The sequence below is a fragment of the Sphingopyxis sp. Root1497 genome, from assembly GCF_001427085.1.
Taxonomy (GTDB): Bacteria; Pseudomonadota; Alphaproteobacteria; order Sphingomonadales; family Sphingomonadaceae; genus Sphingopyxis.
Genome location: NZ_LMGF01000005.1, coordinates 1,222,532 through 1,248,284, shown reverse-complemented (window position 1 = coordinate 1,248,284; position 25,753 = coordinate 1,222,532). Strand labels below are relative to the sequence as shown.

The following is a 25,753-nucleotide window of genomic DNA, read 5'->3' as shown; positions in this document are numbered from 1 at the left end:
TTGGTTGTTGGCGGCTAGCGATCGAGCGCGGTGGCCTGATCGGGCGCTTTCAGTCGAAGCAGGAAGACGAGCGTCAGCGCGGCGGCCGACATGACGTAGAAGGCGGGCGCCGCGAGCGCGCCGGTCTGCTGGATGAGCAAGGTCGCGATGAAGGGCGCGAAGCCGCCGAAGAGCATCACCGCGCCATTATAGCCGACCGAAAGCGCCGAATAGCGCACGCGCGTCGGCAGGAGTTCGCAAAGAAATGTCGGCGCGCAGCCGCTGTAGAGACCGCTCAAAATGCCCGCGGTGACCGCCGTCGCGTAGATCGTCCACGGCGCCTGGAAACTCGCCATCGCGTGGAAGAGCGGAAAGACGAGCAACAGGAAGCAGGTCGCGCTCGCGACGAGAAAGGGCTTGCGCCCGAAGCGGTCCGAGAGATGCCCCGCGAGCGGGATCACTGCGAGATTGACCAGCGTACCGGCGGTGATCGCGACGAGCACCGTGCCGCGCTCGATATGGAGAAGCTCGGTCGCATAGCTGATGAGGAAGGCGCCAAAGGTGTAGCCCGCGACGCACCAGATGATCGCGACGCCGAAGACATTGGCGACGGCGCCGCGGTGATGCGCGATCACTTCGCGGATTGGGCTCGCCGACCGGTCTTCGCTCGCGGCGCGGTAGCGCGGGGTCTCGCGGACGCTGCGGCGCAGGTAGAAACCGACCGGCGCGACGAGGAAGCCGAGCAGGAACGGAATCCGCCAGCCCCAGTCGATCATCTGCTGTTCGGTAAGCAGCGCGTTGAGGAGGAGCGAGGTGCCGAGCGCCGAAAGGATCGCGACGCTCGTACTGAGCTGCTGGAGCGCGCCGTAGAAGCCGCGGCGGTGCGGCGGCGCATATTCGACGAGGAAGGTGGTCGCCCCGCCCCATTCGCCGCCGGCGGCAAAGCCCTGGAGAAGCCGGCAAATGACGAGCAGGATCGGCGCCGCGATCCCGATCGTCGCATAGGATGGAATGAGACCGGTGGCGCCGGTGGCGCCCGCCATAAGCAACATAGTGAAGACAAGCGCGCTCTTGCGGCCGTAGAGATCGCCGAAATGGCCGAGCACCACACCGCCGACCGGCCGCATGACGAAGCCGACACCATAGGTTGCGAAGCTCGACAGGATGATCGTCACCGGGTCGGCCGCAGGGAACATCGCGTGGCCGATCTGCGCCGCGAAATAGCCGTAGATGATGAAATCGAAGAGCTCGAACCAGTTGCCGATCATCGCCGAGCCGAGCGCGCGCGCGGTTTCGCGGCGCGTCGGTTCGATGCGTCCGGCGACAGCCTCGGTCGCGTCCATCGCGCGCCCTCCCCTAAGCTTTGGCAAGCGACGCGCGGGGCATCACTTCACGTCCGCCGGGGGCGAGGGTTTGACGAGCGGCGTCGAAACATGGCGCGGAGTAACGAGCTCGCCATCCTTGATCAGCCATTGGCCGTCCTTGATGACCTGCTGGACCTTCGCGAGATCGTCGAGATTCTCGTCGGGACGGCCATCGACGATGATGATGTCGGCAAGCTTGCCGGCTTCGATGCTGCCGAGCTCATCGCCCATGTCGAGGAGACGCGCGTTGACGATCGTTCCCGCTTTCAGGGCGTCGGTCACCGAATAGCCGCCGCGAACGAACCATTTGAGCTCGGCGATATAGCTGTTGGGAACCATCAGGCTCGCGTCGCCGATCGTGTCGGTGCCGACGCCCATGATGATGCCCGCGGCCTTCATCTTCTTGAACTCGTCGAAATTGCCCTGGCTCGTCATGGTGAACCGGCGCGACGTCGAACCATAAAAGCCGCCGGCGCGGTCGAGGAGATTCTGGTAGACCTGCAAGGTCGGCACCGCAGCGATCTTCTTCTTCGCCATCTTGGCAATCGCGGCGTCCGACCGCGGCAGCGGATGCTCTATCATGTCGATGCCTGCGTCGACCGCCATCTCGGTGTAGATGGTCTCGCAGTCGCAGGTGACCTTGAGGCCGAGCAGGTGCGCCTCTTCGATCGCTGCGCGCACTTCGTCGGGCGCGAAGTGGCTCGCGATCTTGATGACGCTCGCGCCTTCCTTGAACGCCTTGCGCACCATGCCGCGCCAGGCGTCGGGGCCGTCGACCTCCTTGGCGTAATCGGGACCATGGCTGGGGATCGAGGGACGCTCGGTCGCGTGGCCGCCGGTGCCGGTGATGATCCAGCCCGCCGCGAAGACGCGCGGCGCGGGGATCATGTCCGCGGCGCTCCACTGGCTGAGCAGGAACGGCGCGTTGCTGACGCCGTTGAGGTCGCGCACCGAGGTGAAGCCATACTCGAGGAAATAGCGAAGGTTGCGCTGACCGCGGAGCGTCCCTGCCCCTTCGCTGCCCTGCTCGTCGAACGGCGAGGCGCGGTCGGGATAGGTGACGTGCGTATGCATGTCGATGAGCCCCGGCATCACCGTCTTGCCCGCGGCATCGATGATCTTCGCGTCGGGACCCCAGCCGGTCGCATCGGGCGGCAGAACCGCCTTGATACGATTGCCCTGGATGACGACGGTCGCGGGGCGGACGCCGCCGCTCACCGCGTCAAACAGGCGCCCGCCGCGAATGACTAGCTCGGGGCCGGTTTCGGCGACGGGCTTCATCGGAATGCGCACGGGATCGTCGCTCGTTCGCGCGTCGGGCCCGAGGAACGGGCGGCGGTCGTTGAGCTTGGGAACGGGTTCGGCGGCAGGCGCCTGTGCAGCGGAGGCAGCCGAAAGGGCAAGAAGAGCCGCTGCGGCCGTGGCCCCGAGACAGGTCCTTGCAAGGGACGACTGGAAGGACAGTTTCGCTTTCATGGCGGACAGCGGCTCCTTTGAAGTGAGGGCGAGCACTTGATTCGGCCTGAAAGGCCCGCCCTCGTTGGTTAAGACGCAGCCTCGCGGGTTGACCCCACCAGACTTTTTCAGGTTCATGCTTTTTCTCTGCTCGATCCCGGGCCGGATGCGGCAGCGCGCGCATGCGCGACGACGTCGCGGTGGGTGGCGAACCAGGCTCCGCGCGCGGCGGCATGGCCGAGCAGCTCGTCGAGAATCCAGATGCGCGAGCGCGCGGCGATGATGTGCGGATGGAGGGTGAGCTGGAACAGCCCGCCCGCGTCGCACGCGGCGTCGAGCTCGCGCCGGTAGATGTCGAACACGTCGGCGGGCGCAAGGTGCGGCCGTGCCGATCCGAAACGGTCCATCAGAAAGTAGGGTGCGTCGTCGCGGATCCACTCGACCGGGAGCTCGGCGACGCCGCATTCCTCCCCGTCGAGCAGCAGTTCATAGCAATCCTCGTCCGCCATGAGCGAGCTGTCATAGGCGAGCCCCATGTCGCGGATCGTGCGGAGCGTACCCGGTCCGAAATCCCACGACGGGGTGCGGATGCCGATCGCGCGTTCGCCGCAGACCGTCTCGATCGTGTCGGCCGAGCGCAGCATGAGGTCGCGTTCGGCCGCTTCGGGCAGAACCGAATTGCGTTCGTGAATCCAGCCGTGAAGACCGATTTCATGACCCTCGGCAACAACGCGGCGCTGTTCGTCGGGATGCAATAGCGCGGCAACCGCAGGCACATAGAAGCTCGCCGGCACGCTATGGCGCTTGAGCAGGTCCAATATTCGGGGCACGCCGACGCGCGCGCCATATTCGCCCCAGCTCAGCCGCGAGATCGAATTGCCGCCATCGCGCAGTTCGTTGGTCTCATGATCGCTGTCGAACGAGATGGCGACCGCAAAGCCCTTGCCGTCCGGCCAGGATGCCGGGGCGAGCCGGCGCCCCGCGCGCACGCGGTTCACGCGTCCGCGCCATTCGGCCTCGTCCCATTGCCAGGGCTCGCGTGCCGCCATGTCGGTCATAGTCCTTGCTCCCTCACCGGATGCCGCCATCGACGCTCAATATCTGGCCGGTCACGAACCCCGCCCAGTCCGAGGCGAGGAACAGCGTCGCCCGCGCAATGTCCTCCGCGCTGCCGAGCCGGCGCATGGCGACACCGCCGAGGATCGCCGCTTGCCGCTCGGGGCCATAGGCGTCCCACTGACGGAGCGTCGCCTCGCCAGTGAGCACGAGCCCGGGAGCGATGGCATTGACCCGAATGCCCTGCGGTCCGAGTTCGTGCGCAAGCTGCCGGGTCAGCCCGAGAAGTCCGTGTTTGGCCGCGCAATAGGCCTGGATGCCGGTGAGCGAGGCGCGTAGCGAGGCGCCCGAACAGATGTTGACGATTGCGCCCGATCCGGCGGCCGCCATATGCCGCGTGGCGGCGCGCGACAGCGCCATCGCCGCGTTGAGATTGATGTCGAGCACGACATCCCAGTCGGCGTCGGACAGCGTCTCAAAGGGCTGGTGCTGCTGGCCGGCGACGCCGCCCGCATTGTTGACGAGGACATCGATGCCGCCCGCCTCGCAGGCGACCGCCTCGATCCAGCCTGCCGCCGCCGCGCGGTCGCGAAGATCGACCGCCGAGCAGCGAATCCCCGCGGCGACCGGCGCCTCGAAGCCCGAAGGATCGAGATCGCATCCATAGACATGGGCGCCCTGCGCACGAAAAGCGTCGGCGATCGCGACGCCGAAGGCCGAGCCGACGCCGCTGACAGCGACCGAGCGGCCGACAAGATCAGGCAGCGAAGGCATCGGCGAGCTGCGCGAGATGGGCGTCGTCCTGGACCGCGGCGCCGCTCTCGATCCGATGAATGAGCGCGATCAGCCCCGATAATGCGGGCGTTGCGATACCGCGCGCGGCGGCGAGGTCCGCGACCATGCCGAGCTGCGCATCGACCTCGGTTTTGCGACGGTGAACAGCGAGGTCGCGCCACACGCCCGAATGGGGCTTGGCGCCGCCGCGATAGAAATCGGCGATCGCGCGAATGCTCGCGGCGCTTTCGGCGGCGCGCGCTAGCGGTCCGAACGCCGCAGGCTCGAAACCGTTGAATCCGGCGGGCTCGACACCTTCGGCGCGCGCCGTCCGGATCGCCTCTCCGGCAAGTTTGCGCCAGAGCGGCAGCAGTTCGGGCCGGTCGAGCGTCGCGGCGATGCCCGCATTTGCGGTCGCCTCGGCGAAGAGCAGCGCGGCATAAGCGAGCTTGCCCCAGATGAAGGCCCATATGTCGGGGGTTGCAACCACGTCGGGTTCGAAGTCGCCGAGCAGCCGGAAGAGCTCGCCGAGGCGCACGGTCGTCGTCCCCTCCCATTCGCCAAGCGCCACCGCGCCGCGATTCCCGAGCATGATCCTGCCGTCGCCGGTCCGGTCGGCCCCGAAATTGACGAAGCCGACAACGACGCGGTCGCGCCCGAGCACATCGGCGGCAAGGCGCGCGGCGAGCCCGTTCTGCAAGGTGAGCACGCAGCCGCCGTCGGCAAGATGCGGTGCGATCATCGCGGCCGCGGCGGAAGTGTGGTGCGCCTTGACGCAAATCATGATCTTGTCCCACTGCCCCGTAAGCTCATCGGGACGCCAGGCGCGGACCGGGCCCGCCCGCGAGCGAACAGGACCTTCGATCACGAGACCCCGCCCGGGGTCGCGAAGCGCCGCGACATGATCGCGGTCCATGTCGACGAACTCGACGTCATGGCCAGCATCGACGAGCGCCGCACCGACCGCGCCGCCGACGGCGCCCGCCCCGCAGACGAGGACGCGCCCGCTCACGCGGCGCCGCGATTGTCGAGGCGAGCCGCAATCGCCGAAGCCGCAGCGCGCAGCGCGTCTGCTATCGCCTTTTCCTTGCCGACGAAGCGCGGCGAGATGCAGCCCGCATTGATCGCACCGACGACGCGGCCATCGGCGAGCCGGATCGGCACCGCCGCTCCGGTTCCGCCAAGCGCATATTCCTCGGCAACGACCGATATGCCCTCCCGCGCCGCCTCGTCGATCCGCGCTTCGATCGCGACCCGGTCGGTCAGACTGTGCGGTGTGACCGCGACAGGCTCGATGGAATCCAGATAGGGCGCGCGCGCCTCGCGCGGCATCTGAGCGAGGAGAACGCGGCCGATCGCGGTGCAATAAGCGGGCAGCTCTTGTCCCAGGTCGATATCGTAACGGATATTCTCGTGCGTCACCGCCTTGGCGAGAAGGCGGACCATGCCCTTGTCGGTAAGGGTCGCGAGGATCGCGGTTTCTCCGATCGTGTCGGCAAGCTCGCGCAGCACCGGCTCGGAAACCGCCACGAGCCGCGCCGCCTGGCCGCCCCAGCCGAAACCCCCGCTCCGGAAGTCCGCGTGCAGCCGGTAGCGATCGCCTTCGCCGCGCACCGCATAACCGCGCCCCGCGAGGGTGCGCAGCAGCATCAGGGTGCTGCTTTTGGGCGCGCCGAGCCGCTCGCACGCCTCGGCGAGCGAAAGCCCGTCCTCGGCGCCCGCGAGCAGTTCGAGAAGATCGAGGACGCGCGACGCGGAGCGAACACTATCGTTCATATATGTGAACCTGATTTGTCATGTTGAACGAGATGACAGCAACGCCTATGAGTCGTCAAGCCCTTCGGCCGGGCATCGACTCAGCAGCAAGAAGGCCCATCATGACATCAGACGAACAAGCGGTCGCGACGCTCAGCCAGTGGCTCGCGCTCGAAAGCCCCACCCACGACGCCGCCGCGATCAACGCGATGCAGGACATGATTCTCGAGGAGGTCGCCGGCGAGCCGATCCGGATCGAACGGATCCCGGGCCGCGACGGGCTTGGCGATTGCGCGGTGCTTCACGCCGGCGCCGACAATGACCAGCCCGGCATCCTCATCGTCACCCATGTCGACACCGTCCACCCGGTCGGCACGCTCGCCGGCCCGCTCCCGGTGCGCCGCGACGGCGACCGGCTTTACGGGCCCGGCGTTTATGACATGAAGGGCGGCATCTATCTGGCGCTGGTGGCGTACCGCAATGCGGCACGCCTCGGCGCCGCGATCGGGCGGCCGATCCGCTTCCTCCTTTCGCCCGACGAGGAGATCGGCAGCCCGACGACACGCGCGCTCGTCGAGGACCTCGGGCACCGGTCGAGCCATGTGCTCGTTATGGAGCCCGCCCGGCCCGGCGGCGCGGCGGTCACCGCGCGCAAGGGGGTCGGCTGGTTCGACGTCGAGGTCGAAGGCCGCCCTGCGCACGCGGGATCGCGCCATCAGGACGGACGCAGCGCGATCCGCGAGGCCGCGCGCCAGATACTCAAAATCGAGGACATGACCGACTATGGCCGCGGCACGACCGCGACGGTCAGCAAGGTCGGCGGCGGCACCGCGATCAACGTCGTGCCGCACCAGTGCCGCTTCGCGGTCGACGTGCGCATCACCAATACCGCCGAGGGCGAGCGGATGGAGCGCGCCATTCTCGGCCTCGAGCCCGTCGGTCCCGATATCGCGGTGAAGGTCGGCGGCGGCATCAACCGCCCCGCCTATGAACGCAGCGAAGGCGTCGCCCGCCTGTTCGAGGCGGCGCGGGCGGAAGCCGCGGCGCTCGGCTTCGAGCTTGCCGAAGTCCCGATGGTCGGCGGCGGCTCCGACGGCAACTTTACCGCAGCGCTCGGCATCCCGACGCTCGACGGGCTCGGGGTCGACGGCGACGGCGCGCACACGCTCGACGAATATTGCCTGATCTCGTCGATCGAACCCCGGCGCCGGCTCGTCGAACGGCTCCTTCAGACGCTCTGAGCGAAAAGACCCGCACCGGCGCCGCGGCGAACCGCGATGCCGGTGCGGGGGTGGCCGCGGCACGCGCCCGCTAAGGCGCACGCCGCGTTCGGGAGAGCCCGCTGGAGCCGACGCGGCGATCTCCGCGCCGGCAGCCGTGCTTCAATAGAAGCCAAGATTGTCGATTTCGCCCCAGGCGCTCGCGCCAGCCTCGCGCTGGACGACGACCCCGACCTGCACCAGATCGTCGCCGCGCCAGGACGGCGCGTCGCCGCGGCCCGGACGCGTCGCCACGAGCGAGGCGAACGGCACGCGCAGCTCGGACCAGCCTTCCTTTGCCTCGATCGGTGCCGTGAATTCGCCCGCGAGCGTGTTCACGACGAGGAGATAGCGGCCGGCTCCGCGCATTTCGACCCGCACGCCCGCGAACTTGCGCGCATCGACCGGACGGACGGACCCACGGCTCAAGGGCACGAGAACGCCGCCTTCGGGCTTGTCCTTGAGCGACATCTGCACCGCGAACGCGAGCGCCGACCCGTCGCCGCCCGCGTGCGTCACGCGGTTGGAGACCACCGACGAACGCTCGACGCCGCCGTCCATATCGGTGAGGCGGAGCGTGTCGAGCGAGCTGCGGCCATCGGCGCGTTCGAAATCGTCGATCAGCGGCGCGGCGGGCGCCGCAGGGAGCGTCGTTGCGAGGTTGCCGGCGGGGAGCTTCACACCGCCGCCATGCACAAGCTTGCCGTCGACGAAGACGCTGTCGATCTTCTCGACGTCGCCGATCGTCTCCCAGGGCTTGCCGTCGATGAGAATGAGATCGGCGCGCTTGCCCTTCTCGATCGTGCCGCGGTCGACCGCGAGACCGAGCGCGAGCGCGCTGTTCGACGTGCCAGCGAGCAAGGCGGATTTCGGCGTGAGCCCGGCAGCGACGAGCAGCTCCATTTCCTGGAGCGTCGAGATGCCGTGCTTTGCGCCGCCAATGCCCGCGTCGGTCCCGACCGCGATCATGACGCCGGCCGCATGGAGATTGCGGACATTCTCTTCGGCATAGCCATATTTGCGGATACGCAGGCGCGTCGCGGCATCGTCCTTGCGCCCGGGGCCCATTTCGTCGGGCTTGAGCTGGTAGATGGCGAGCGTCGGGGCGTAGAAGGTGCCCGCTTTCTTGATCCGGGCGATCGCGTCGGCGTCGAGCACGCCGTCCTGGATGCTGTGCGCGATCACGTCGATGCCGGCGTCGGCGGCGAGCTTGCCGCGCTCGACCGTGACCGTGTGGGTGAGCACACGCTGGCCATGCTTGTGCGCCTCGTCGGCGAGCGCCGCGAGCGTCTCGAGGTTCATCGAGGTTTCTTCAGGGAGCTGCCCGTAGCGCCAGCCGTCGGCGAACGCCTTGATATAATCGGGACGGTAGGGCTGGAGCGCCTGGACCTCGCGCCGCGCGCTCTCGGCAGTCGCGACCCATTTGGTGGTGTTGGTATCGCCCCAGTCGGCGCCGTGGCCACCCGGCGTGCTCATGCGCGCGACGAAATTGACGTGCGGCGCATAGATGCCGGCAAGCCAGGCGCGGCGGGGCGCAAAGGCCTCGGGCTGCTGATGGAAGTCGTTTACCGTCGTAACGCCGCTCGCAAGATAGGCGCTCGCGATCTGCGGCAGCGTGCCGGGCATGCCCGACAGCGACCAATGGGTGTGAACGTCGATGAAGCCCGGCAGGAGCGCCTTGCCATCGGCGCGCACGACCTTCGCCCCCTTCGGAACCTTGACGTCGGCGCCGACCGCCTCAATCCGGCCGTCACGCACGACGACGGTGCCGCGATAGGGATCCTTGCCCGTCGCATCGAAGATCGTAGCGCCGGTGATCGCGACCACTTCGCCGCCCGGCTTGGCAAGCACCGATTGGCCTGCCCAGCCAAGCCCGGCGGCAATTGCCGTTCCCGCTACGAGCATCTTCCGAAAACTGGCCACGCGCGTCTCCTCGATTATCTGATTGTCATCCTGCCCTGCTTTGACGCAGCGCCGAAGGATATCCCCACCTCGCCGTTCGGTCCGCGCTCGCCATGTCGCAACAAAATGCGCTTGTCGACCGCATTGCTGCTGCGGAACCTCGCCGCGCCTGCGTCTCTGCCTTCTGTACGCCCCCGCCGGGGCGAAGCCGGAACGGGACAGTCATGAACAGAGCTTTCGCCTTCATCCTCATCTTCGCCATGGTCGCCGGCATCTCGGCCGGCTGGTTCGTCAATTCGCATTTCCCCGCCGCCAAGGCAGCCGAGATCGCCGACAATCTCTCGATCCTGACCGACCTCTTCCTCCGCCTCATCAAGATGATCATCGCCCCGCTCGTCTTCGCGACGCTCGTCACGGGGATCGCGCATATGGAAGATGCCGCCGCGATCGGCCGCGTCGGTGCGAAAACGATGGGCTGGTTCATCGGCGCGTCGATCGTGTCGCTCTCGATCGGGCTCTTCATGGTCCACCTGCTCCAGCCCGGCGCGAGCCTCGCGCTCGAGCTGCCAACGACGGGCGCCGAAGGCGTCGTCGCGACGGCCGACTTCTCGCTCAAGCAGTTCGTCACCCACCTCATTCCGCAATCGATCGTCCAGGCGATGGCCGAGAATGAAATCCTCCAGATCGTCGTCTTCTCGGTCCTCGTCGGCTCGGCCGTCGCCGCGATCGACGACAAGGCGCCCGCCGTTCTCGCGCTCGTCGAGCAGATCGCCGCGATCATGCTCAAGGTGACGGGTTTCGTGATGAAGACCGCCCCGGTCGCGATCTTCGCCGCGCTCGCCTCGACCGTCGCGACGCAAGGGCCCGGTGTCCTCGTCACTTATGCGGGCTTCGTCTCGGGCTTCTATCTCTCGCTCGGCGTGCTCTGGCTCGTCCTGTTCCTCGCCGCCCTCGCGATCATCGGCGCGCGCGCCTTCGGTCTCTTCCGCGGCATCCGCACCCCGGTCCTTCTCGCCTTCTCGACCGCGAGCTCGGAAGCCGCTTACCCCAGGACGATGGAGGAGCTCGAAAAGCAGGGCGTCAACCGCCGCATCGTCTCCTTCGTCCTGCCGCTCGGCTACAGCTTCAATCTCGACGGCTCGATGATGTATTGCACCTTCGCCGTGCTCTTCATCGCGCAGGCCTATGGCATCGACATGACCATCGGCCAGCAGATCACCATGCTGCTCCTGCTTATGGTGACCTCGAAAGGCATGGCGGGCGTCCCGCGCGCCTCGCTCGTCGTCATCTCGGCGACGCTAGCATATTTCAAGCTGCCCGAGGCCGGGCTGCTCCTGATCCTCGCGGTCGATCATCTGCTCGACATGGGCCGCTCGGCGACCAACGTCGTCGGCAATTCGGTCGCCGCCGCGGTCATCGACCGCTGGGAAGGCCGGCGCATGGCGCACGAAGCCGCCGCCGGCGAGCCTGCACCCGCCGAACAACTACCCTCTCTCGCAACCAAGGAGTGAATATGCCTCGTATCGAAAGCCGTCTCGCCAGCCTCGGGATCGAACTGCCTGAGATCTGTCCGCCGGTCGCCAACTATGTGTCGTCGACGCGCTCGGGCAACATCGTGCAGATCTCGGGCCAGCTCTCGACCCATGCGGGTGGCGGGATCAAGGGCATTGTCGGCGACGACTGCAGCCTTGCCGACGGCATCACCGCCGCGCGGCTCTGCGCAATCAACCTCATCGCGCAGTTCAAGGCTGCGGCGGACGGCGATCTCGACCGCGTCGGGCGCGTCCTCCGGCTCGGCGGCTATGTGCAGGCCGGCGCCGAGTTCTTCGAAATCTCCGCGGTGATGAACGGTTGCTCGGACCTCATCGTCGATGTCTTCGGCGAAGCCGGAAAACATGCCCGTTCGGCGATCGGCGTCTACCGCCTGCCGTTCAATTTCGCGGTCGAAGTCGACGCCTCTTTCGAGATTGTCGATTAAATCAATAGACAATTCCGGAACGGCTGCTATGGGCTCCCCCCACATAAAGTTGCCTTCCGGCAGAGCCGGTTGAAATTTTCTGCCGTATCGCGGTGGGGATTTCAATCGGCGTTGCGTCAGAGCGAATTGAGATGGGCGTCAACGATCCATCCGCTCGCATGGAGGACGACACAGGGTCGACAATCAGGGGACATCGCATGCTTAAGCTTAACACACCGCTTCGCCGGGCCTTGCTGCTCGCATCCTCATCGCTTTGCCTCGTCGGCACCGGAACCGCCTTCGCGCAGGACGCCGCGTCCGAAGAGACGAGTGCCGCCGACCCCGCCGGGTCCGAAATCGTCGTAACCGGCAGCCGCATCGCCGGCTCCAAAATCACCGAGGCATTGCCCGTCACCGTCGTCGGCGAAAGCGAAATCGCCGCCACCGCAGCCGTATCCGGCGACGATCTTTTCCGCTCAATCCCGCAGATGGGCGATGTCTCTTTCAACAGCAGCAGCGGCCAGACGAGCAGCAACTTCGCGCGCGGCGACATCGGGTCGGTCGATCTGCGCGGCCTCGGCGTCGGCAACACGCTGGTGCTGCTCAACGGCCGCCGCGTCGTCCAGCATCCGGGCAGCCAGGCGAGCGCCTCGCTCGCTCCCGTAATCACCTACAATACCAATGCGATCCCCGTATACGGCATCCAGCGCGTCGAAGTGCTGCGCGACGGCGCCGCGGCGCTCTACGGCACCGACGCGGTCGCGGGTGTCGTCAACACCGTGCTGCGCGACAATATCAACGGCGGCAGCCTGTCGCTTCAATATGGCGGCGGCGAAGGCACAGGCCTTCGCGAATTCAACGCCTCGGGCTATCTCGGCAAGGACCTCGCCGAGAACCGCGGCAATATCTCGCTCCTGTTCAACTATACGCGCCGCACCGCGCTGACCTCGCAGGACCAGGATTTCACCGCGACCGCCGACCACCGCGACTTTCCCGATTTCGCGGGCACCGTCTTTGCGGGTAACAATGCGCTCGACGATCGTAACACCCTGTCGCCCTGGGGCGACTTCACGACCGGGGTGCGTGTCCGCCGCGGCACCACGAACATCACCACCAATGCCGGCGTCTTCTCGCTCCAGCCGACCGCGAACGGCGGCTGCTCGGCGACGCTCGCCGGCGACATCTGCATCGACGACGGCACACGGGCCACGACCGGCGCCGACCGCAACACCCGCTGGAACGCGCAGGCCAATTATCCGATCTCGATCTCGCCGAAGCTCGACCGTATCAACCTGTTCGCGAGCGGCCATTATGATCTCTCCGACAGCGTCACGCTGTTCGGCGAGGCCGGCTATTATTACGGCAAGACGCGCAGTGTTCAGGACAGCGTTTTCACAATCGGATCGATCCGCATGTCGATCCCGGCGTCGAACTATTGGAACCCCTTCGGCCCCGTCACCTTCGCCAACGGCAGCGTCAACCCGAACCGCCTTTCGGGCATCGACGCTCCCGCCGCGGGCCTCCCGGTGACGATGACCAATTATCGTTTCACCGATCTCGGGCCGACGATTGTCGACGTGACCAACCGCCAGTATCGCGCGGTCCTCGGCCTGCGCGGCGAAGCGCTCGGCTTCAACTGGGAAACCGCTGCGGTCTATTCCGAGTCGAGCGTGCGCGACGTGCAGGACGGGATCAGCGCAACCCTTCTCCAGAAGAATCTCGCGCTTTCGACCCCTGATGCCTATAATCCTTTCAACGGTGGCAACCCCTCCGATCCGACCGGCATCGACACCAGCCCGAGCAACCAGGCCGCGCTCGACGCGATCCGCATCAAGAGCACGCGGCGCGGCAAGGCGACGCTGGCCTTGTGGGATTTCAAGGCATCGAAAGCCGATCTCTTCGCGCTGCCCGCGGGCAATGTCGGCATGGCGATCGGCGGCGAAGTCCGCCGCGATTCCCAGCTCGACGATCGCGACGAGCGCGTCGATGGCACGATCACATGGACCGATACCGTCACCGGAATCGTCCAGCCGAGCGATCTGTTCGGCGTCAGCCCGACCCCCGACACCAAGGGTTCGCGCACCGTCTTCGCAGCCTATGCCGAGCTCGCGGTGCCGCTGATCGCGCCCGAGATGGAAATCCCGCTCATCCGCAGCCTCGAGTTGCAGCTGGCGGGGCGCTATGAACATTATTCGGATTTCGGCGGCATCGCGAAGCCGAAAGTCGCGGCGGCGTGGGACCTGTTCGAAGGCTGGCGCATCCGCGGTTCGTGGGCACAGGGCTTCCGCGCTCCCAATCTCGAGCAGACCAACGCGACCATCGTCACCCGCGGCAACAGCCGCACCGACTATATTCGCTGCGAAGCCGACCTGCGCGCGGGCCGCATCGCGACGTTCGGCAATTGCGCCCAGAGCTTCGTGACCACGGGTCGCCGTGCGGGCAACCCCGACCTCAAGCCCGAGACCTCGTCGACCTTCACCGTCGGCACCGTGCTCCAGCCGCCGATCTTCAACAGCGGCGGCGTCCGCACGACCTTCACCGTCGACTATTGGCAGGTAAAGCAGAAGGGTATCGTCGGGGTCTATGGCGAGGGCAATGCGCTGATCAACGACTACCTCCAGCGTTTGCAGGGCTCGACCGATCCCAATGTCGTGCGCGCCGCGCCGACTGCCGACGATATCGCGCTCTTCGCCGGCACGGGCATCGCGCCCGTCGGCCAGGTCCAATATGTCGACGACATCTACCGCAACCTCGAACCGCAGACGGTTCGCGGCATCGACTTCGGCTTCAACCTCTCGGTACGCGACACCGGCATCGGCAACTTCGACTTCAGCGCCAACGCAGCCTATCTGCTCAAATATTTCCGCGACGCCTCGCCCGACATCCAGACGCTGCTCGATGCGCGCGCGGCGGGAACGATCAACATCGACACGATCATTCCCGAGGGCGGCAGCCTGATCCGCCAGGACGGGCTTCCCAAATGGCGCGGCTCGGCCTCGCTGACCTGGAAGCTCGGCCAGTTCACCGCGGGCGGCTTCGTGAGCTACACGGGAAGCGTGCTCGACAACGACATCTCGGTGAATGGCGAAAATCTGTTGCTCAAATCCTATACGACCGGCAATCTCTATCTCCAGTATGACCTCAAGGGCGGGTTCACCGACGGCACCCAGCTGCGTGTCGGCGTGCGCAACATCACCAACGCGCGCCCGCCGCTCGATTCGAGCGCCTTCGGCTATATGGGTTCGCTCTATTCGCCGAACCCGCGCTACTGGTACGCGAGCGTGAAAAAGAATTTCTGACGCACCACCCGTCCGGCCGCCGCGCACCCCCGCGCGGCGGCCGGAATGCCGCCCTTCCCATCGTTTCGCACAAGGTGATTCCGGCGTGACACGACATTTCTCCGACACCGTCTCCCCGGCCCGCGGCCCCCGCGCCGCGCGCGCCGCGCTTCTCGGCACCGCGCTCGCACTTCTCGCGGGCTGCGCCGCCGATGCCTCCTCGGCGCGTCCCGCCAGCACCCCACCGCCGCTCGCGGAACCGGCTGCAGCGCCGGCGCCCGCACCGTTTGCGAGCACCTATCAGCCGCGTCCCGCCGCCGACACCGCGATCGTCGGCGCCTCGATCCTGACCGGCACCGGCACCGGCACCCGGATCGACAATGGCACCGTGCTGATGTCCGCCGGCAAGATCGTCGCGGTCGGCGCCGATGTTGCCGTTCCCTCGGGGGCGCGCGTCATCGACGGACGCGGCAAATGGGTAACCCCCGGCATCATCGACGCCCACTCGCACCTCGGCGTCTTCCCGGCGCCCGGCGTCCAGGGGCATGCCGACGGCAACGAGAATATCGATCCCTACACCGCGCATGTCTGGGCCGAACATTCGATCTGGCCGCAGGACCCGGTCTTCACCAAGGCGCGCGCCGGCGGCGTGACCAGCCTGCTCATTCTCCCGGGCTCCGCCAATCTCTTCGGCGGGCGCGGCGTCAGCGTGAAAAATGTGCCCGCGGTCACCGTCCAGCAGATGAAGTTCCCGGGCGCGCCCTACACGCTCAAGATGGCGTGCGGCGAGAATCCGAAGGGCCGCTACGGCAGCCGCGGGCGCGCACCCGCCACGCGCATGGGCGAGGTCGCGGGTTTCCGCCGCGCATGGATCGACGCCGCCGAATATGGCCGCAAGGTCGACGCCTATGAAAAGAAGCGCGCGCGCGGCGAAGGCGGCGAGGCGCCCAAGCGCGACCTCGGCCTCGAGACGCTCGCAGGCGTGCTCAAGGGCGACATCCTCGTCCAGAACCATTGCTACCGCGCCGACGAAATGGCCGTGATGCTCGATGTCGGCCACGAGTTCGGTTACAAGACGCGCGCCTTCCATCACGCGGTCGAGGCCTATAAAATAGCCGACCTGCTCGTCGCCGACGACGTCTGCGTTGCCACCTGGGCGACGCGCTGGGGCTTCAAGATGGAAGCCTATGACGCGATCGAGGAAAATGCCGCGATCCTCAGCAAGGCTGGCGTCTGCGTCGCGATTCACTCGGACGAACAGCGCCTGATCCAGCGCCTCAATGTCGAGAGCGCGGTCGCGATGGCCGCCGGTCGCCGTGCGGGCATCGACATTCCGCAGGAAGAGGCGATCAAGTGGATCACCATCAATCCGGCGAAGATCATGGGTATCGCCGACCGCACCGGCTCGCTCGAACCCGGCAAGATGGCCGACGTTGTGCTGTGGAGCAAGAATCCGTTCAGCGTCTACGCCATCGCCGAGAAGGTCTTCATCGATGGCGCGCTCGTCCTCGACACGAGCGATCCCGCCACGCGCTACCGAAGCGATTTTGAAATCGGCCAACCGGTCGGGGAGGAATGAGATGCAACACCGGCTCTCGGCTTTCACAAGCCTCGCTCTGGCCCTCGCCGCGACCGCAACGCCGCTCGCAGCGCAGACCTTCGCCATCACCAACGCGCATCTCCTGACCCCCGGCCCGGTCGGCGAGGTCGAGAATGGCACGGTCCTCGTACGCGACGGGCGGATTTCCGCCGCCGGTTCGAATGTGGCGGTGCCCGCGGGCGTGCGCACGATCGACGCCAAGGGCGCGATCGTCACCCCCGGGCTCATCGCGGTGAACACCGCGCTCGGCCTCCTAGAGGTGAGCTCGGTCGATGGCTCGGTCGACAACAAGACGCATAATTCGGGGATCAGCGCCTCGTTCGATGTCCAGTACGGCCTCAACCCGGCCTCGACGCTCATACCCATCGCGCGGCTCGGCGGCGTCACCCACGCGGTCGTGATGCCCGACTATGACGACAGCGAGAAGGAACGCGAGCTGCCCTTCGCAGGCAAGGCGGCACTGATCTCGCTCGGCGAGGGCGCGGCCATCCTCCACCGCCCCGGCGTCGGCATGATGCTCGAACTTGGCGAAGACGGCGCCGCGCGCATCGGCGGTTCGCGCGCTGCCGAATTCGTCCAGCTACGCCAGATCTTCGACCTCGCGCGCCAGGCGCCGCGCGACGAATATCCGTTCGAACTGTCGCAGGCCGACGTCGCCGCGCTGAAGCCCGTTCTCGCTGGCACGATGCCGCTTATCGTCGTCGTCCACCGCGCCGCCGACATCCAGCAGGTGCTGAAGCTCGCGCGCGACTACAAGCTCAAGATCATCCTCTCCGGCGCCGAGGAAGCCTGGCGCGTCGCCGACGAGATTGCGGCGGCGAAGGTCCCCGTGCTCATCAATCCGACCTCGAACATCCCCGCGAACTTCGACATGCTCGGGGCCTCGCTCCAGAACGCATCGATCCTGAAGGCGGCGGGGGTCGAGATCGCGATCGGCGGCAACGACGCCGGGCACCGCGTGCGCGAGATGCGCTATAATGCCGGGCTCGCAGTATCGCGCGGCCTTCCCTACGCCGCAGGGATCGAGGCGCTTACGCTCGCACCGGCGCGCATCTTCGGCGTCGCCGACCAGATGGGTTCTATCGCACCCGGCAAGGCCGCCGACATTGTGATCTGGGATGGCGATCCGCTCGAGCCGCTGACCCAGCCGACCGCGATCTTCATCGCCGGCAAGGAACAGCCGCTGACCTCGCGCGCGACCGAACTCGGCAAGCGCTACACGCGCTGACGCGCCGCGCCGCGCCCGCCCGAGACGATCAGGACGGGCGCGCCGTTAGCGGCAGCGCGGTGGTGAACTTGATTTCTTCCATCGAGAAGGCCGAGCTCACGTCGGTGAGCCGGATGGAGCGGATGATGCGGCGATAGACCGTGTCATAAGCGGCCATATTCTCGACACGCAGCTTGAGCAGATAGTCGACGTCGCCGGTCATCCGGTAGAATTCGACCACCTCGGGAATGTCGCGGATCGCCGAGTTGAGCATCTCGAGCCAGGCCTCGCTATGTTCCGAAGCTCGCAAGCTCACGAAGACGGTGAGATCGAGACCCAGCGCGCTGGCGTTGAGGATCGTGACGCGGCGTGAAATCACGCCGCTCTCCTCGAGCCGCTTGATCCGCCGCCAGCAGGCATTTTGCGACATATTGGCCTTGGCGGCGACGGCCGCGACCGAGAGCGTCGCATCCTCCTGGAGGAACCCCAGGATCCGGACATCGGCATCGTCGAGTGAAACGCGGGTCATGGCTTTGCTCCTTCAAATTCCTGCGCACCCGCGGTAGCAAGCGCGGTCGGAGAGACGGCAATGCCCTCCCCGCCTTCCAACTCTTTGGCTTCCGCGTCGGCGGCACCGTGCGCCGGCCCGATGCGCGCAATTGCCGTCGTCGCGGCGACGTCCATCGTCACATTGCCGACGGTGCGCACGAGATCGGGGATCATCTCGACGGCGATGAGCAGCGCGAGCGGTTCAATCGGAATGCCCATCGCGACACAGATCGGTGCGATCGAGGTGAGGAAGCTCACCTGTCCGGGAAGGCTCACCGAACCGATCGTCGTGATGGCCGCAACCGCGGCACCCGCCGCGATCGCCGAGGGGGCGAGCGGCAGGCCGAGCCAGTGCGCGACATAGATGGCGACCGCGAGATTCATCGCCGGGCTCGTCACCCGGAAGATCGCGACGGCGACCGGCAGCGAGACGCGCGAGACCGAACGGTCGACCCCGAGGTCGGCCGACGCCTTCAACATCGGCGGCAAGGAGGCGAGCGACGACTGGGTGCTGAGCGCGACCGCCTGCGCGGGCGCCACCGCTTTCGCAAAGGCGAGAAGCCGAACGCGGCCACCGAACACCGCGACGGGATAGGCGAGCGCCCAGGCGGCAAGGCCCGCGCTCGACACGATCACGACATAATGGGCGAGCGCGCCGATCGCCGACGTGCCAGCGCGCGCGCCGACGCCGAAGGCTAGCGCAAGCACACCGATCGGCGCGAGCGCGAGAACCCAGCCCACGATGAGCAACACTGCGCTTGCGATCGTGTCGAAGAAGGCGGTGACCGGCTCGCGCTGCGCGGCCGGTAGGCGCGCGAGCGCGACCGCGAAGACGGCGGTGAAGAGGATAAGCGGGAGAAGCGCGTCGTTTGCGGCCGCGGCGATGGGATTGGTGGGCACGATCGAGCGGAGGAAGGCCGCGATCCCCACCGTCGGCGCCTCGACATGCGCCGAGGTCGTCAGGCTTGCCGCGAGCGAGCGCGCCGCCTCAGCGGGCATCGGGAAAATCCCGAGGAGGGCAGGCACGAGAACCGCCGCCATCGCGGTCGATGTCCAGAGCAGCGCAATGAAGGTGACGACCGAGCGCATGGCCACCCGGTCGCCGCGCGCGCTATCGACCGTCTTTGCCATCCCTGTGATCAGCAGCGAGACGACGAGCGGGATGATCGTCATCCGGAGACCGTCGAGCCAGACGCCGCCGATGCTGTCGGCGATCGAGACCGCGTCGGTGAGACCGGCAAGACCCAGCCGCGTCCATCCCACGCCTAGCGCAAGCCCCGCGACCAGCGAAGATAATATGAGCCAGGTTCTCGCCATGCGACCACTCCTCCTGCCTCCTCGTTGCCGGAGGCCCCTTGGCTTTGACGCGCTACGGACCGAATACCCCATCGTCCAAAGCGCGATTCCGCGAGGAAGTTTCGCGGCCATGCGCCGATTGTTGCAGTATCATGGCGACTCTGGGACATCTGATTCGACCGAACCAACGTCGCTCATGCAGAATTTCGATCATTTGATCGACAAAATACCTACATCTCGGTTCATTCATCCCAACATTTGTCAATTCATCGTCAAAGTCGGTGAAGAATTCACCCCGGCACCCATGTCATAAAATGTCGCCATAAGGGGACGCACGATGACATTCAGCGCCTATGGGGCAGAGTATGAGACTGAAAACGTCACGGCCGGCGATGTCTGGCAGGCGTTCGAATATGTTGCTCCGCCCGCTGAAAAGGCGCAGATCGCGCCTGTCGCTCCAGCCGACGAAGCCGCGCCCGATCTTGTCGAAGCCTTTTGGCCGCATCTCCCGCTGCTCAGGAAGTATCTGCGCCGACGCGTCCCGGCCGCCGACCTCGACGACATTCTGCAAGACGTGCTCCTCAGCATCATTCGCCGCGCCGATGCCGCCGCGGTCGCCCATCCTAAATGCTATCTGTTCCAGGCCGCCCAGGCCGCGCTGATCGATCGCCATCGCCGCCAGACAACGCGCCGCTGCGACTGCCACTGCCAGCTCGACGAGCCCGACCATCCGGTCGACGAGATGTCGCCGCTTCGCATCCTGCTCGCGAAAGACGAGGTTCGCGCGGTCGAGGCCACGCTCAGCCAGCTCCCCGAACGCACGCAGGAAATCCTAGTTGCTATCCGCGTCGAGGGGTCGAGCCTGAAGAGCCTCGCGAGCCGCTACAACATCTCGACGAGCGCAATCGAAAAGCATGTGACCAAGGCCGCAAAGGCGCTCTCGGTCGTCCGCCGCAGCGATCTCGTCGCGGCACACCGCAGCGGCGTGTCGCCGCAGCGGCAGAAACTCCTCTCCAATTCCATCTGAGAAAGAAAAGATAAATGACGCTTAGCAGTATGGTTCACGAGCAGACGCGGCTCATCCATGGCGACAGCCGGTGCGACGCGCTCCAGCGAACCCCCGGCCCTGTTATCCAGCGCGGATCGACCGTGCTGCTTCCCAGCTGCGAGGCGCTCTACGACGGCGGCAAGGTGACCTATGGCCGCGTCGGCCTTTCGACCCAGCGCACGCTGCGCGATGCGCTTCGCGACCTCGAACATGCCGATGAGGCGTTCATCTACCCCTCAGGCCTCACCGCGATCACCGGCACTTTGCTGGCGCTGCTTTCGGCGGGCGACGAAGTGCTCGCCTGCGACACAGTCTACAACCCGACACGGCGCTTCCTCGCCGGCACGCTTGCGCGCTACGGCGTGACTGCCCGCTATTTCGACCCCGCCGACGACGCCGAGTCGATCCGCGCGATGATCACGCCGAAGACACGCGTGATCTTCCTCGAATCCCCCGGTTCGTTGAGCTTCGAGATGCAGGACATCCCGGCGATCGCCGCAATGGCGAAGCAAGCCGGGATCATGACGGTCATCGACAACACCTGGTCGGCGGGCGTGCTGTTCAAGCCGCTCGATCACGGCGTCGACGTGAGCATCCAGTCCCTCACCAAATATGTGTGTGGCCATTCGGACGTGTTCATGGGTCTCGCCGCGGCGAAAGGCCATGCCGCCGTCCTGCTCGCTGCGTCGAGCTACGAGACCGGCTGGGCGGTGTCGCCCGACGATGCCTATATGGCGATTCGGGGGCTTCGCACACTCCATTCTCGCCTCGCGCATCATGGCGCCGCCGCCCTAAAGATCGCCGAATGGCTCGAGGTGCAGCCCGAAGTCCAATCGGTCATGTGCCCCGCGCTGCCGAGCGATCCAGGCCATGCAATCTGGAAGCGCGACTTCACCGGCATTTGCGGCCTGATCGGCGCAGTTCTCAAGCCCGCGTCCGAGACGGCGGTCGCCGCGATGGTCGAGCAGCTTAAGCTTTTCGGTCTCGGTTTCAGCTGGGGCGGTTACGAAAGCCTCGCCATTCCCGTCGACCCACAGCTCAAGGCTCGGACTCACAAGTTAAGCTATCCGGGGCCCTTGCTAAGATTGCACATCGGGCTCGAAAGGGTGGATGACCTCATCGCGGATTTGCGGCAAGGGCTCGACACCCTTTCGCAGGAAACCGCCGCCCCGCAACGCAAGCTGAGGGCTGCAGGATAAGCGCCAAAACCAACGAAAAACGAGAATGTAGCAGGTTCAACAAGGGGGAACATTTTACCGTGTTTAGGAGCAAGACCATGAAAACATACACGAGACTGCTGATGGGGGCGTCCTGCGTCGCCGCCGCCATGTCCATGCCCGCCTTCGCGCAGGAGGCCCCGGCCGACGACACCGGCGAATCGGCATCCCCGTCCGAAATCATCGTGACCGGCACCCGCGGCCAAGCGCGCACCGTGATTTCGAGCCCCACCCCGATCGACGTGATCGGCGGCGAGGACCTCGAAAAGCTCGGCGGCGGCATGCAGCTTCGCGACGCGCTGACGCAGCTCGTGCCGTCCTTCCAGTCGACGACCGTGGGAAGCTCGTCGTTCAACAGCCTCACGCGTCCTGCCGGCCTTCGCGGCTTGTCGGGCGTCCATGTGCTCGTGCTCGTCAACGGCAAGCGCCGCCACAACAGCTCGATCATCGACTTCAACTCGGGCGCGACCTCGCAAGGCGGCAATCCGGTCGATCTCGATCTCATTCCGTCGAGCGCGATCGAGCGCATCGAAGTGCTGCGCGACGGTGCCTCGGCGCAATATGGCTCCGATGCGATCGCGGGCGTGATCAACGTCATCCTGAAGACCAATGACTCGGGCGGCAAGGCGACCCTCGAAGCTGGCCAGCGCTATGGCCGCGACGGCAGCGGCAGCGACGGCGAAACATTCTCGGGCAGCGTCTCGCACGGTTTCGCGATCGGCGACGGGGGTTCGTTCACCCTGTCGGTCGAAGGAAAGAAGGCCAAGGCCGCGGTGCGGAACACCGACGTGACCGGGGCCCTATACTTCCCGCTCGCCGGCGGTGTGCCCGATCCGCGCGAACTCACCGCTGACCGTCGCACCTATCAGGGCGGTCTCCCCGACGTGAAGGACGTCAAGGTCGCGCAGACGCTCGTCCTGCCGCTCGGTAATGTAACCTTCTATTCGGATGGAACCTTCGGCTATCGCGACGCGCGCGTCGGCCAGGCCGGCCGCCGCCCGAACAGCAACCAGAATATTATCGAGATCTATCCGGACGGCTTCACGCCCTATTACACGCTGCAGGAGACCGACTTCCAGTTCACCGGCGGCCTGCGCGGCGAGACGGCCGGCTGGAACATCGATCTCAGCAGCACCTATGGCCGTAACTATGCCAAGAATGGCGCCGAAAACACGCTCAACGCGTCGCTCGGCCCGTCGAGCCCCACCGAGTTCAAGACCTTCAGCTCGGCGTTCGACCAGTGGACGAACAATCTCGACCTGACCCGCCGTATCGAGTTTGGCGGCGACACCGCACTCCAGGTCTCGCTCGGCGCCGAATATCGCTACGAGAATTACGTCACCAAGCCGCTCGACGTCGACAGCTACCGCGCCGGGGGTTACTTCTACCCGACCGGCCCGCTCGCCGGACGCCCGGCACAGGTCGGTGCGCAGGGCGCGATCGTCGTCACCCCCGAGGATGCCGCGAACATCAATCGTAACATCTGGGCGGGTTATGTCGATCTCGCGCTCGACGTCAGTCCGCGCTTCCTCGTCACCGCGGCGGGCCGCTTCGAGCATTTCGATGACAGCTCGGGCAGCGTCTTCAGCGGCAAGGTCAGCGCACGCTACGAGGTCACGGACTGGCTTGCGTTCCGCGGCGCGTTCAGCAACGGCTTCCGCGCGCCCTCGCTCGCACAGCAAGACTTCGCGCAGACATCGACGTCGATCAATCTCGTCGGCGGCGTCTATATCCCGGTGCTCACCAAGATCGTGAAAACGAACTCGGCGGTTGCGCAGGCGCTCGGCGCGCAGCCGCTCAAGCCCGAAAAGTCGAAGAACTTCAGCCTCGGCTTCACCTTGACGCCGGCGGCGGGCCTCTCGCTCTCGGTCGATGCCTATCAGATCGATCTCGACGACCGCATCACCCTCACCGGCCTGCTGTCGGGAACGGGTATCCGGAACATCCTGATCGCCAACGGCTTCTCGGGTGACCAGTCGGTGCGCTTCTTCACCAATGCCGTCGACACGCGCACGCGCGGCGTCGATGTCGTCGGCACCTATGCGTTCGACGTCGGCAGCGCCGGACGCCTGCGCACAAGCGTCGGCTTCAACTATAATGATACCGACATCCGGAAGATCGCTCCCAACCCGAGCGAACTCGCGGGCCTCGGCCTGACCCTGTTCGATCGGCGCACCCAGGGCTGGTTCACCTCGACTCCCAAGACGAAGCTGATCCTCGGCGCCAACTTCGAATCGGGCCCGTTCGCGATCAACCTCAAGGAAACCCGCTACGACAAGTTCAAGTCGCTCGATAATCTCGTCGGCGGCCTTCCCGTCAACGACCAAAGCTTCGGCGCTAAGTGGATCACCGATCTCGAGGTGTCCTACGGCGTGACCGAGAAGTTGCGGGTCGCCGCGGGCGCCTATAACATCTTTGACGTCTATCCGGACCGCACGACCGTCGCCAACACCATCGGGCTCGCACCCTATGGCGCCGGACCGTTCGGCCAATATGGCGGCTATTATTATGGTCGGATTTCGCTCGATTTCTGATCAAGACCATCACTGGAGTCCGTATCTTGCGCGATGAACTGATGCGGATCCTGTCCTGGGCCGTCCTGTCGACCGGCATTGCCGGCGGCGGGGCGGCCGGGACGACCGGTCCGTCCTTCACGCCGGTCCAGACCGCCGACTTCAGCCTGCCCGGCTCGCTGTCGAACAGTTGGGCCGACTTCGACCGCGACGGTGACCTCGACCTCGCCGTCTCGCTCGAAAGCGGGGAGATTCGCCTCTATCGCAACGACCGCGGCCATTTCACCAGCGTCGGCGCTGCCATGGGACTTCCCGTCACCGGCGCCGAGATGCGCGGCCTCGCCTGGGGCGATTATGACGGCGACGGCTGGCCCGATCTTTACGCCGGCGCGACCGAAGAAAACGCCGCGAACCTCTTATTCCGCAACGATCGCGGGCGCCGCTTCGTCCCAGTGACCGCCGAGCCCGTTGCGGCCGGGCGCTCGGCGCGCCAGTCGAGCTGGGTCGATTACGACAATGACGGCGACCTCGATCTCTTCGCCGCGAACCGTTCGGGTCCCAACGCCCTCTATCGCCAGGAGGCTGGTGGCTTCGTGCGCGTCCCCGCTGACCACGCGGGCGACGATACGCGGCCGACCGTCGGTGCCTGCTGGTTCGACTATGACCGCGACGGCGACCTCGATCTCTTCCTCGCCAACCAGTCGGGCGCCACCGATGCGCTGTGGCGCAACGACGGCGAGCGCTTCACCGATGTCGCTCCCGCGCTCGGCATGGACCGCCCGGGGCGCCCGCGCACCGAAGGCAGCGTCGGCTGCGCAGTCGGCGACTTCGACAATGACGGCCACCTCGACCTGTTCGTCACGAGCTATGGCGTCAACATCCTCTACCGCAACAAGGGCGACGGCAGCTTCGAGAATGTCGCGCCGACGCTCGGCCTCGCCGAGGACAATCATGCCGTGGGCGCCGCTTGGGGCGATTTCGACAATGACGGCTGGCTCGACCTCTTCGTCGCCGCCTACACCGGCAAGTCGGGCGCGCAGCAGCCCGCAAACCGCCTCTATCGCAACCTCGGCGGCAAGGGCTTCGAGAACATCCTGCCCGCCGGCTCGGCGCTCGACGTCGCCGATCATGGCGTCCAGTGGATCGACTATGACCGCGACGGTGCGCTCGATCTCTCGGTGACGCGCGGATACACCGACACCGGCGGCCATTTCCTCTTCCACAACGACCTTGGCAAGGAGGCCGCGCGCCACAGCCTCTCGGTGCGCGTGCTCGACAAGGCCGGGCGCTTCACCCGTATGGGCGCCGAGGTCCGCCTGTTCGACGCCAAGGGTAAGATCTTCGCGACGCGCCAAGTCTCGACCGGCGAAGGCTATAATTCGCAAGGCACGCAGCCACTCCACTTCGGCCTCGCGACGATGGCGCCGGTGACCGTCGAGGTCAGCTTCATGGACAAGGCGGGCCGCCGGACGCAGCGGGTCGAGCGTGTCAGCCCGGCCCGCTACGCCGGCAAGGAGCTGGTCGTCCGCCAGCGCTAGCCCCGC

General features: G+C 66.3%; 19 protein-coding genes. 10 read left to right on the top strand and 9 right to left on the bottom strand.

Annotation, left to right across the window (positions count from 1 at the left end; genetic code table 11):
* Nucleotides 1–14: 14 nt before the first annotated feature.
* From ASD67_RS20400 to ASD67_RS20375, 6 genes are all read right to left on the bottom strand, one after another.
* Nucleotides 15–1,322, bottom strand: a complete 1,308-nt coding sequence (locus ASD67_RS20400) for an MFS transporter (RefSeq protein ID WP_056351012.1) — start codon at nucleotides 1,320–1,322, stop codon at nucleotides 15–17.
* 42 nt (nucleotides 1,323–1,364) lie between these two features.
* Nucleotides 1,365–2,819, bottom strand: a complete 1,455-nt coding sequence (locus ASD67_RS20395) for an amidohydrolase family protein (protein ID WP_082545210.1) — start codon at nucleotides 2,817–2,819, stop codon at nucleotides 1,365–1,367.
* Between the two features lie 113 nt (nucleotides 2,820–2,932).
* Nucleotides 2,933–3,856 (bottom strand): polysaccharide deacetylase family protein, encoded by a 924-nt coding sequence (locus ASD67_RS20390; RefSeq protein WP_056351010.1) that lies wholly within the window; start codon nucleotides 3,854–3,856, stop codon nucleotides 2,933–2,935.
* A gap of 13 nt (nucleotides 3,857–3,869) precedes the next feature.
* Complete coding sequence (locus tag ASD67_RS20385; RefSeq protein WP_056351008.1) at nucleotides 3,870–4,628, bottom strand: SDR family NAD(P)-dependent oxidoreductase; 759 nt, start codon at nucleotides 4,626–4,628, stop codon at nucleotides 3,870–3,872.
* Nucleotides 4,612–5,640: a ketopantoate reductase family protein gene (locus ASD67_RS20380; protein WP_056351006.1), complete on the bottom strand. Its 1,029-nt coding sequence runs from the start codon at nucleotides 5,638–5,640 to the stop codon at nucleotides 4,612–4,614. The genes ASD67_RS20385 and ASD67_RS20380 overlap by 17 nt, the downstream gene beginning before the upstream one ends.
* The gene (locus ASD67_RS20375; protein WP_056351004.1) at nucleotides 5,637–6,404 is read right to left on the bottom strand and encodes an IclR family transcriptional regulator; all 768 of its coding nucleotides are present in this window, start codon (nucleotides 6,402–6,404) and stop codon (nucleotides 5,637–5,639) included. The genes ASD67_RS20380 and ASD67_RS20375 overlap by 4 nt, the downstream gene beginning before the upstream one ends.
* Nucleotides 6,405–6,505: 101 nt before the next feature.
* Here ASD67_RS20375 and ASD67_RS20370 point away from each other — a divergent pair, with 101 nt between their 5' ends.
* Nucleotides 6,506–7,624, top strand: a complete 1,119-nt coding sequence (locus ASD67_RS20370; protein ID WP_082545209.1) for a M20 family metallopeptidase — start codon at nucleotides 6,506–6,508, stop codon at nucleotides 7,622–7,624.
* Nucleotides 7,625–7,765: 141 nt separating this feature from the next.
* On the opposite strand, the gene ASD67_RS20365 is transcribed toward ASD67_RS20370, so the two are convergent.
* The gene (locus tag ASD67_RS20365) at nucleotides 7,766–9,565 is read right to left on the bottom strand and encodes an amidohydrolase family protein (RefSeq protein ID WP_200938076.1); all 1,800 of its coding nucleotides are present in this window, start codon (nucleotides 9,563–9,565) and stop codon (nucleotides 7,766–7,768) included.
* Between the two features lie 203 nt (nucleotides 9,566–9,768).
* Here ASD67_RS20365 and ASD67_RS20360 point away from each other — a divergent pair, with 203 nt between their 5' ends.
* The 5 genes from ASD67_RS20360 (at nucleotide 9,769) to ASD67_RS20340 (ending at nucleotide 17,607) form a co-directional block, all read left to right on the top strand.
* A complete protein-coding gene (locus tag ASD67_RS20360) occupies nucleotides 9,769–11,055 on the top strand; it encodes a dicarboxylate/amino acid:cation symporter (protein ID WP_056351000.1) in 1,287 nt (428 codons plus the stop codon).
* A gap of 2 nt (nucleotides 11,056–11,057) precedes the next feature.
* Nucleotides 11,058–11,522: a RidA family protein gene (locus tag ASD67_RS20355; protein ID WP_056350997.1), complete on the top strand. Its 465-nt coding sequence runs from the start codon at nucleotides 11,058–11,060 to the stop codon at nucleotides 11,520–11,522.
* Between the two features lie 197 nt (nucleotides 11,523–11,719).
* Nucleotides 11,720–14,800 carry a TonB-dependent receptor domain-containing protein gene (locus ASD67_RS20350; protein ID WP_056350996.1) on the top strand — a complete coding sequence of 1,027 codons (3,081 nt, stop codon included), beginning with the start codon at nucleotides 11,720–11,722 and terminating at the stop codon, nucleotides 14,798–14,800.
* Nucleotides 14,801–14,885: 85 nt separating this feature from the next.
* On the top strand, nucleotides 14,886–16,358 hold the full coding sequence (locus ASD67_RS20345; protein WP_056350994.1) for an amidohydrolase: 1,473 nt from the start codon (nucleotides 14,886–14,888) through the stop codon (nucleotides 16,356–16,358).
* Between the two features lies 1 nt (nucleotide 16,359).
* Complete coding sequence (locus ASD67_RS20340; protein WP_056350992.1) at nucleotides 16,360–17,607, top strand: amidohydrolase family protein; 1,248 nt, start codon at nucleotides 16,360–16,362, stop codon at nucleotides 17,605–17,607.
* Nucleotides 17,608–17,635: 28 nt separating this feature from the next.
* Here ASD67_RS20340 and ASD67_RS20335 read toward each other — a convergent pair whose 3' ends face one another.
* Nucleotides 17,636–18,115, bottom strand: coding sequence for an Lrp/AsnC family transcriptional regulator (locus ASD67_RS20335; protein WP_056350990.1), 480 nt, complete (start codon nucleotides 18,113–18,115; stop codon nucleotides 17,636–17,638).
* Nucleotides 18,112–19,452 (bottom strand): dicarboxylate/amino acid:cation symporter, encoded by a 1,341-nt coding sequence (locus tag ASD67_RS20330; protein WP_082545208.1) that lies wholly within the window; start codon nucleotides 19,450–19,452, stop codon nucleotides 18,112–18,114. Before ASD67_RS20330 ends, ASD67_RS20335 begins: the two co-directional genes overlap by 4 nt.
* Nucleotides 19,453–19,768: 316 nt before the next feature.
* On the opposite strand from ASD67_RS20330, the gene ASD67_RS20325 reads away from it, so the two are divergent.
* The 4 genes from ASD67_RS20325 (at nucleotide 19,769) to ASD67_RS20310 (ending at nucleotide 25,747) form a co-directional block, all read left to right on the top strand.
* Nucleotides 19,769–20,458 carry an RNA polymerase sigma factor gene (locus ASD67_RS20325; protein ID WP_056350988.1) on the top strand — a complete coding sequence of 230 codons (690 nt, stop codon included), beginning with the start codon at nucleotides 19,769–19,771 and terminating at the stop codon, nucleotides 20,456–20,458.
* A gap of 14 nt (nucleotides 20,459–20,472) precedes the next feature.
* The gene (gene metC / locus ASD67_RS20320; RefSeq protein ID WP_082545207.1) at nucleotides 20,473–21,678 is read left to right on the top strand and encodes a cystathionine beta-lyase; all 1,206 of its coding nucleotides are present in this window, start codon (nucleotides 20,473–20,475) and stop codon (nucleotides 21,676–21,678) included.
* Between the two features lie 77 nt (nucleotides 21,679–21,755).
* Nucleotides 21,756–24,230 (top strand): TonB-dependent receptor plug domain-containing protein, encoded by a 2,475-nt coding sequence (locus ASD67_RS20315; protein WP_056350983.1) that lies wholly within the window; start codon nucleotides 21,756–21,758, stop codon nucleotides 24,228–24,230.
* A 26-nt stretch (nucleotides 24,231–24,256) separates the two neighbouring features.
* Nucleotides 24,257–25,747: an FG-GAP repeat domain-containing protein gene (locus ASD67_RS20310; protein WP_056350981.1), complete on the top strand. Its 1,491-nt coding sequence runs from the start codon at nucleotides 24,257–24,259 to the stop codon at nucleotides 25,745–25,747.
* Nucleotides 25,748–25,753: the final 6 nt, after the last annotated feature.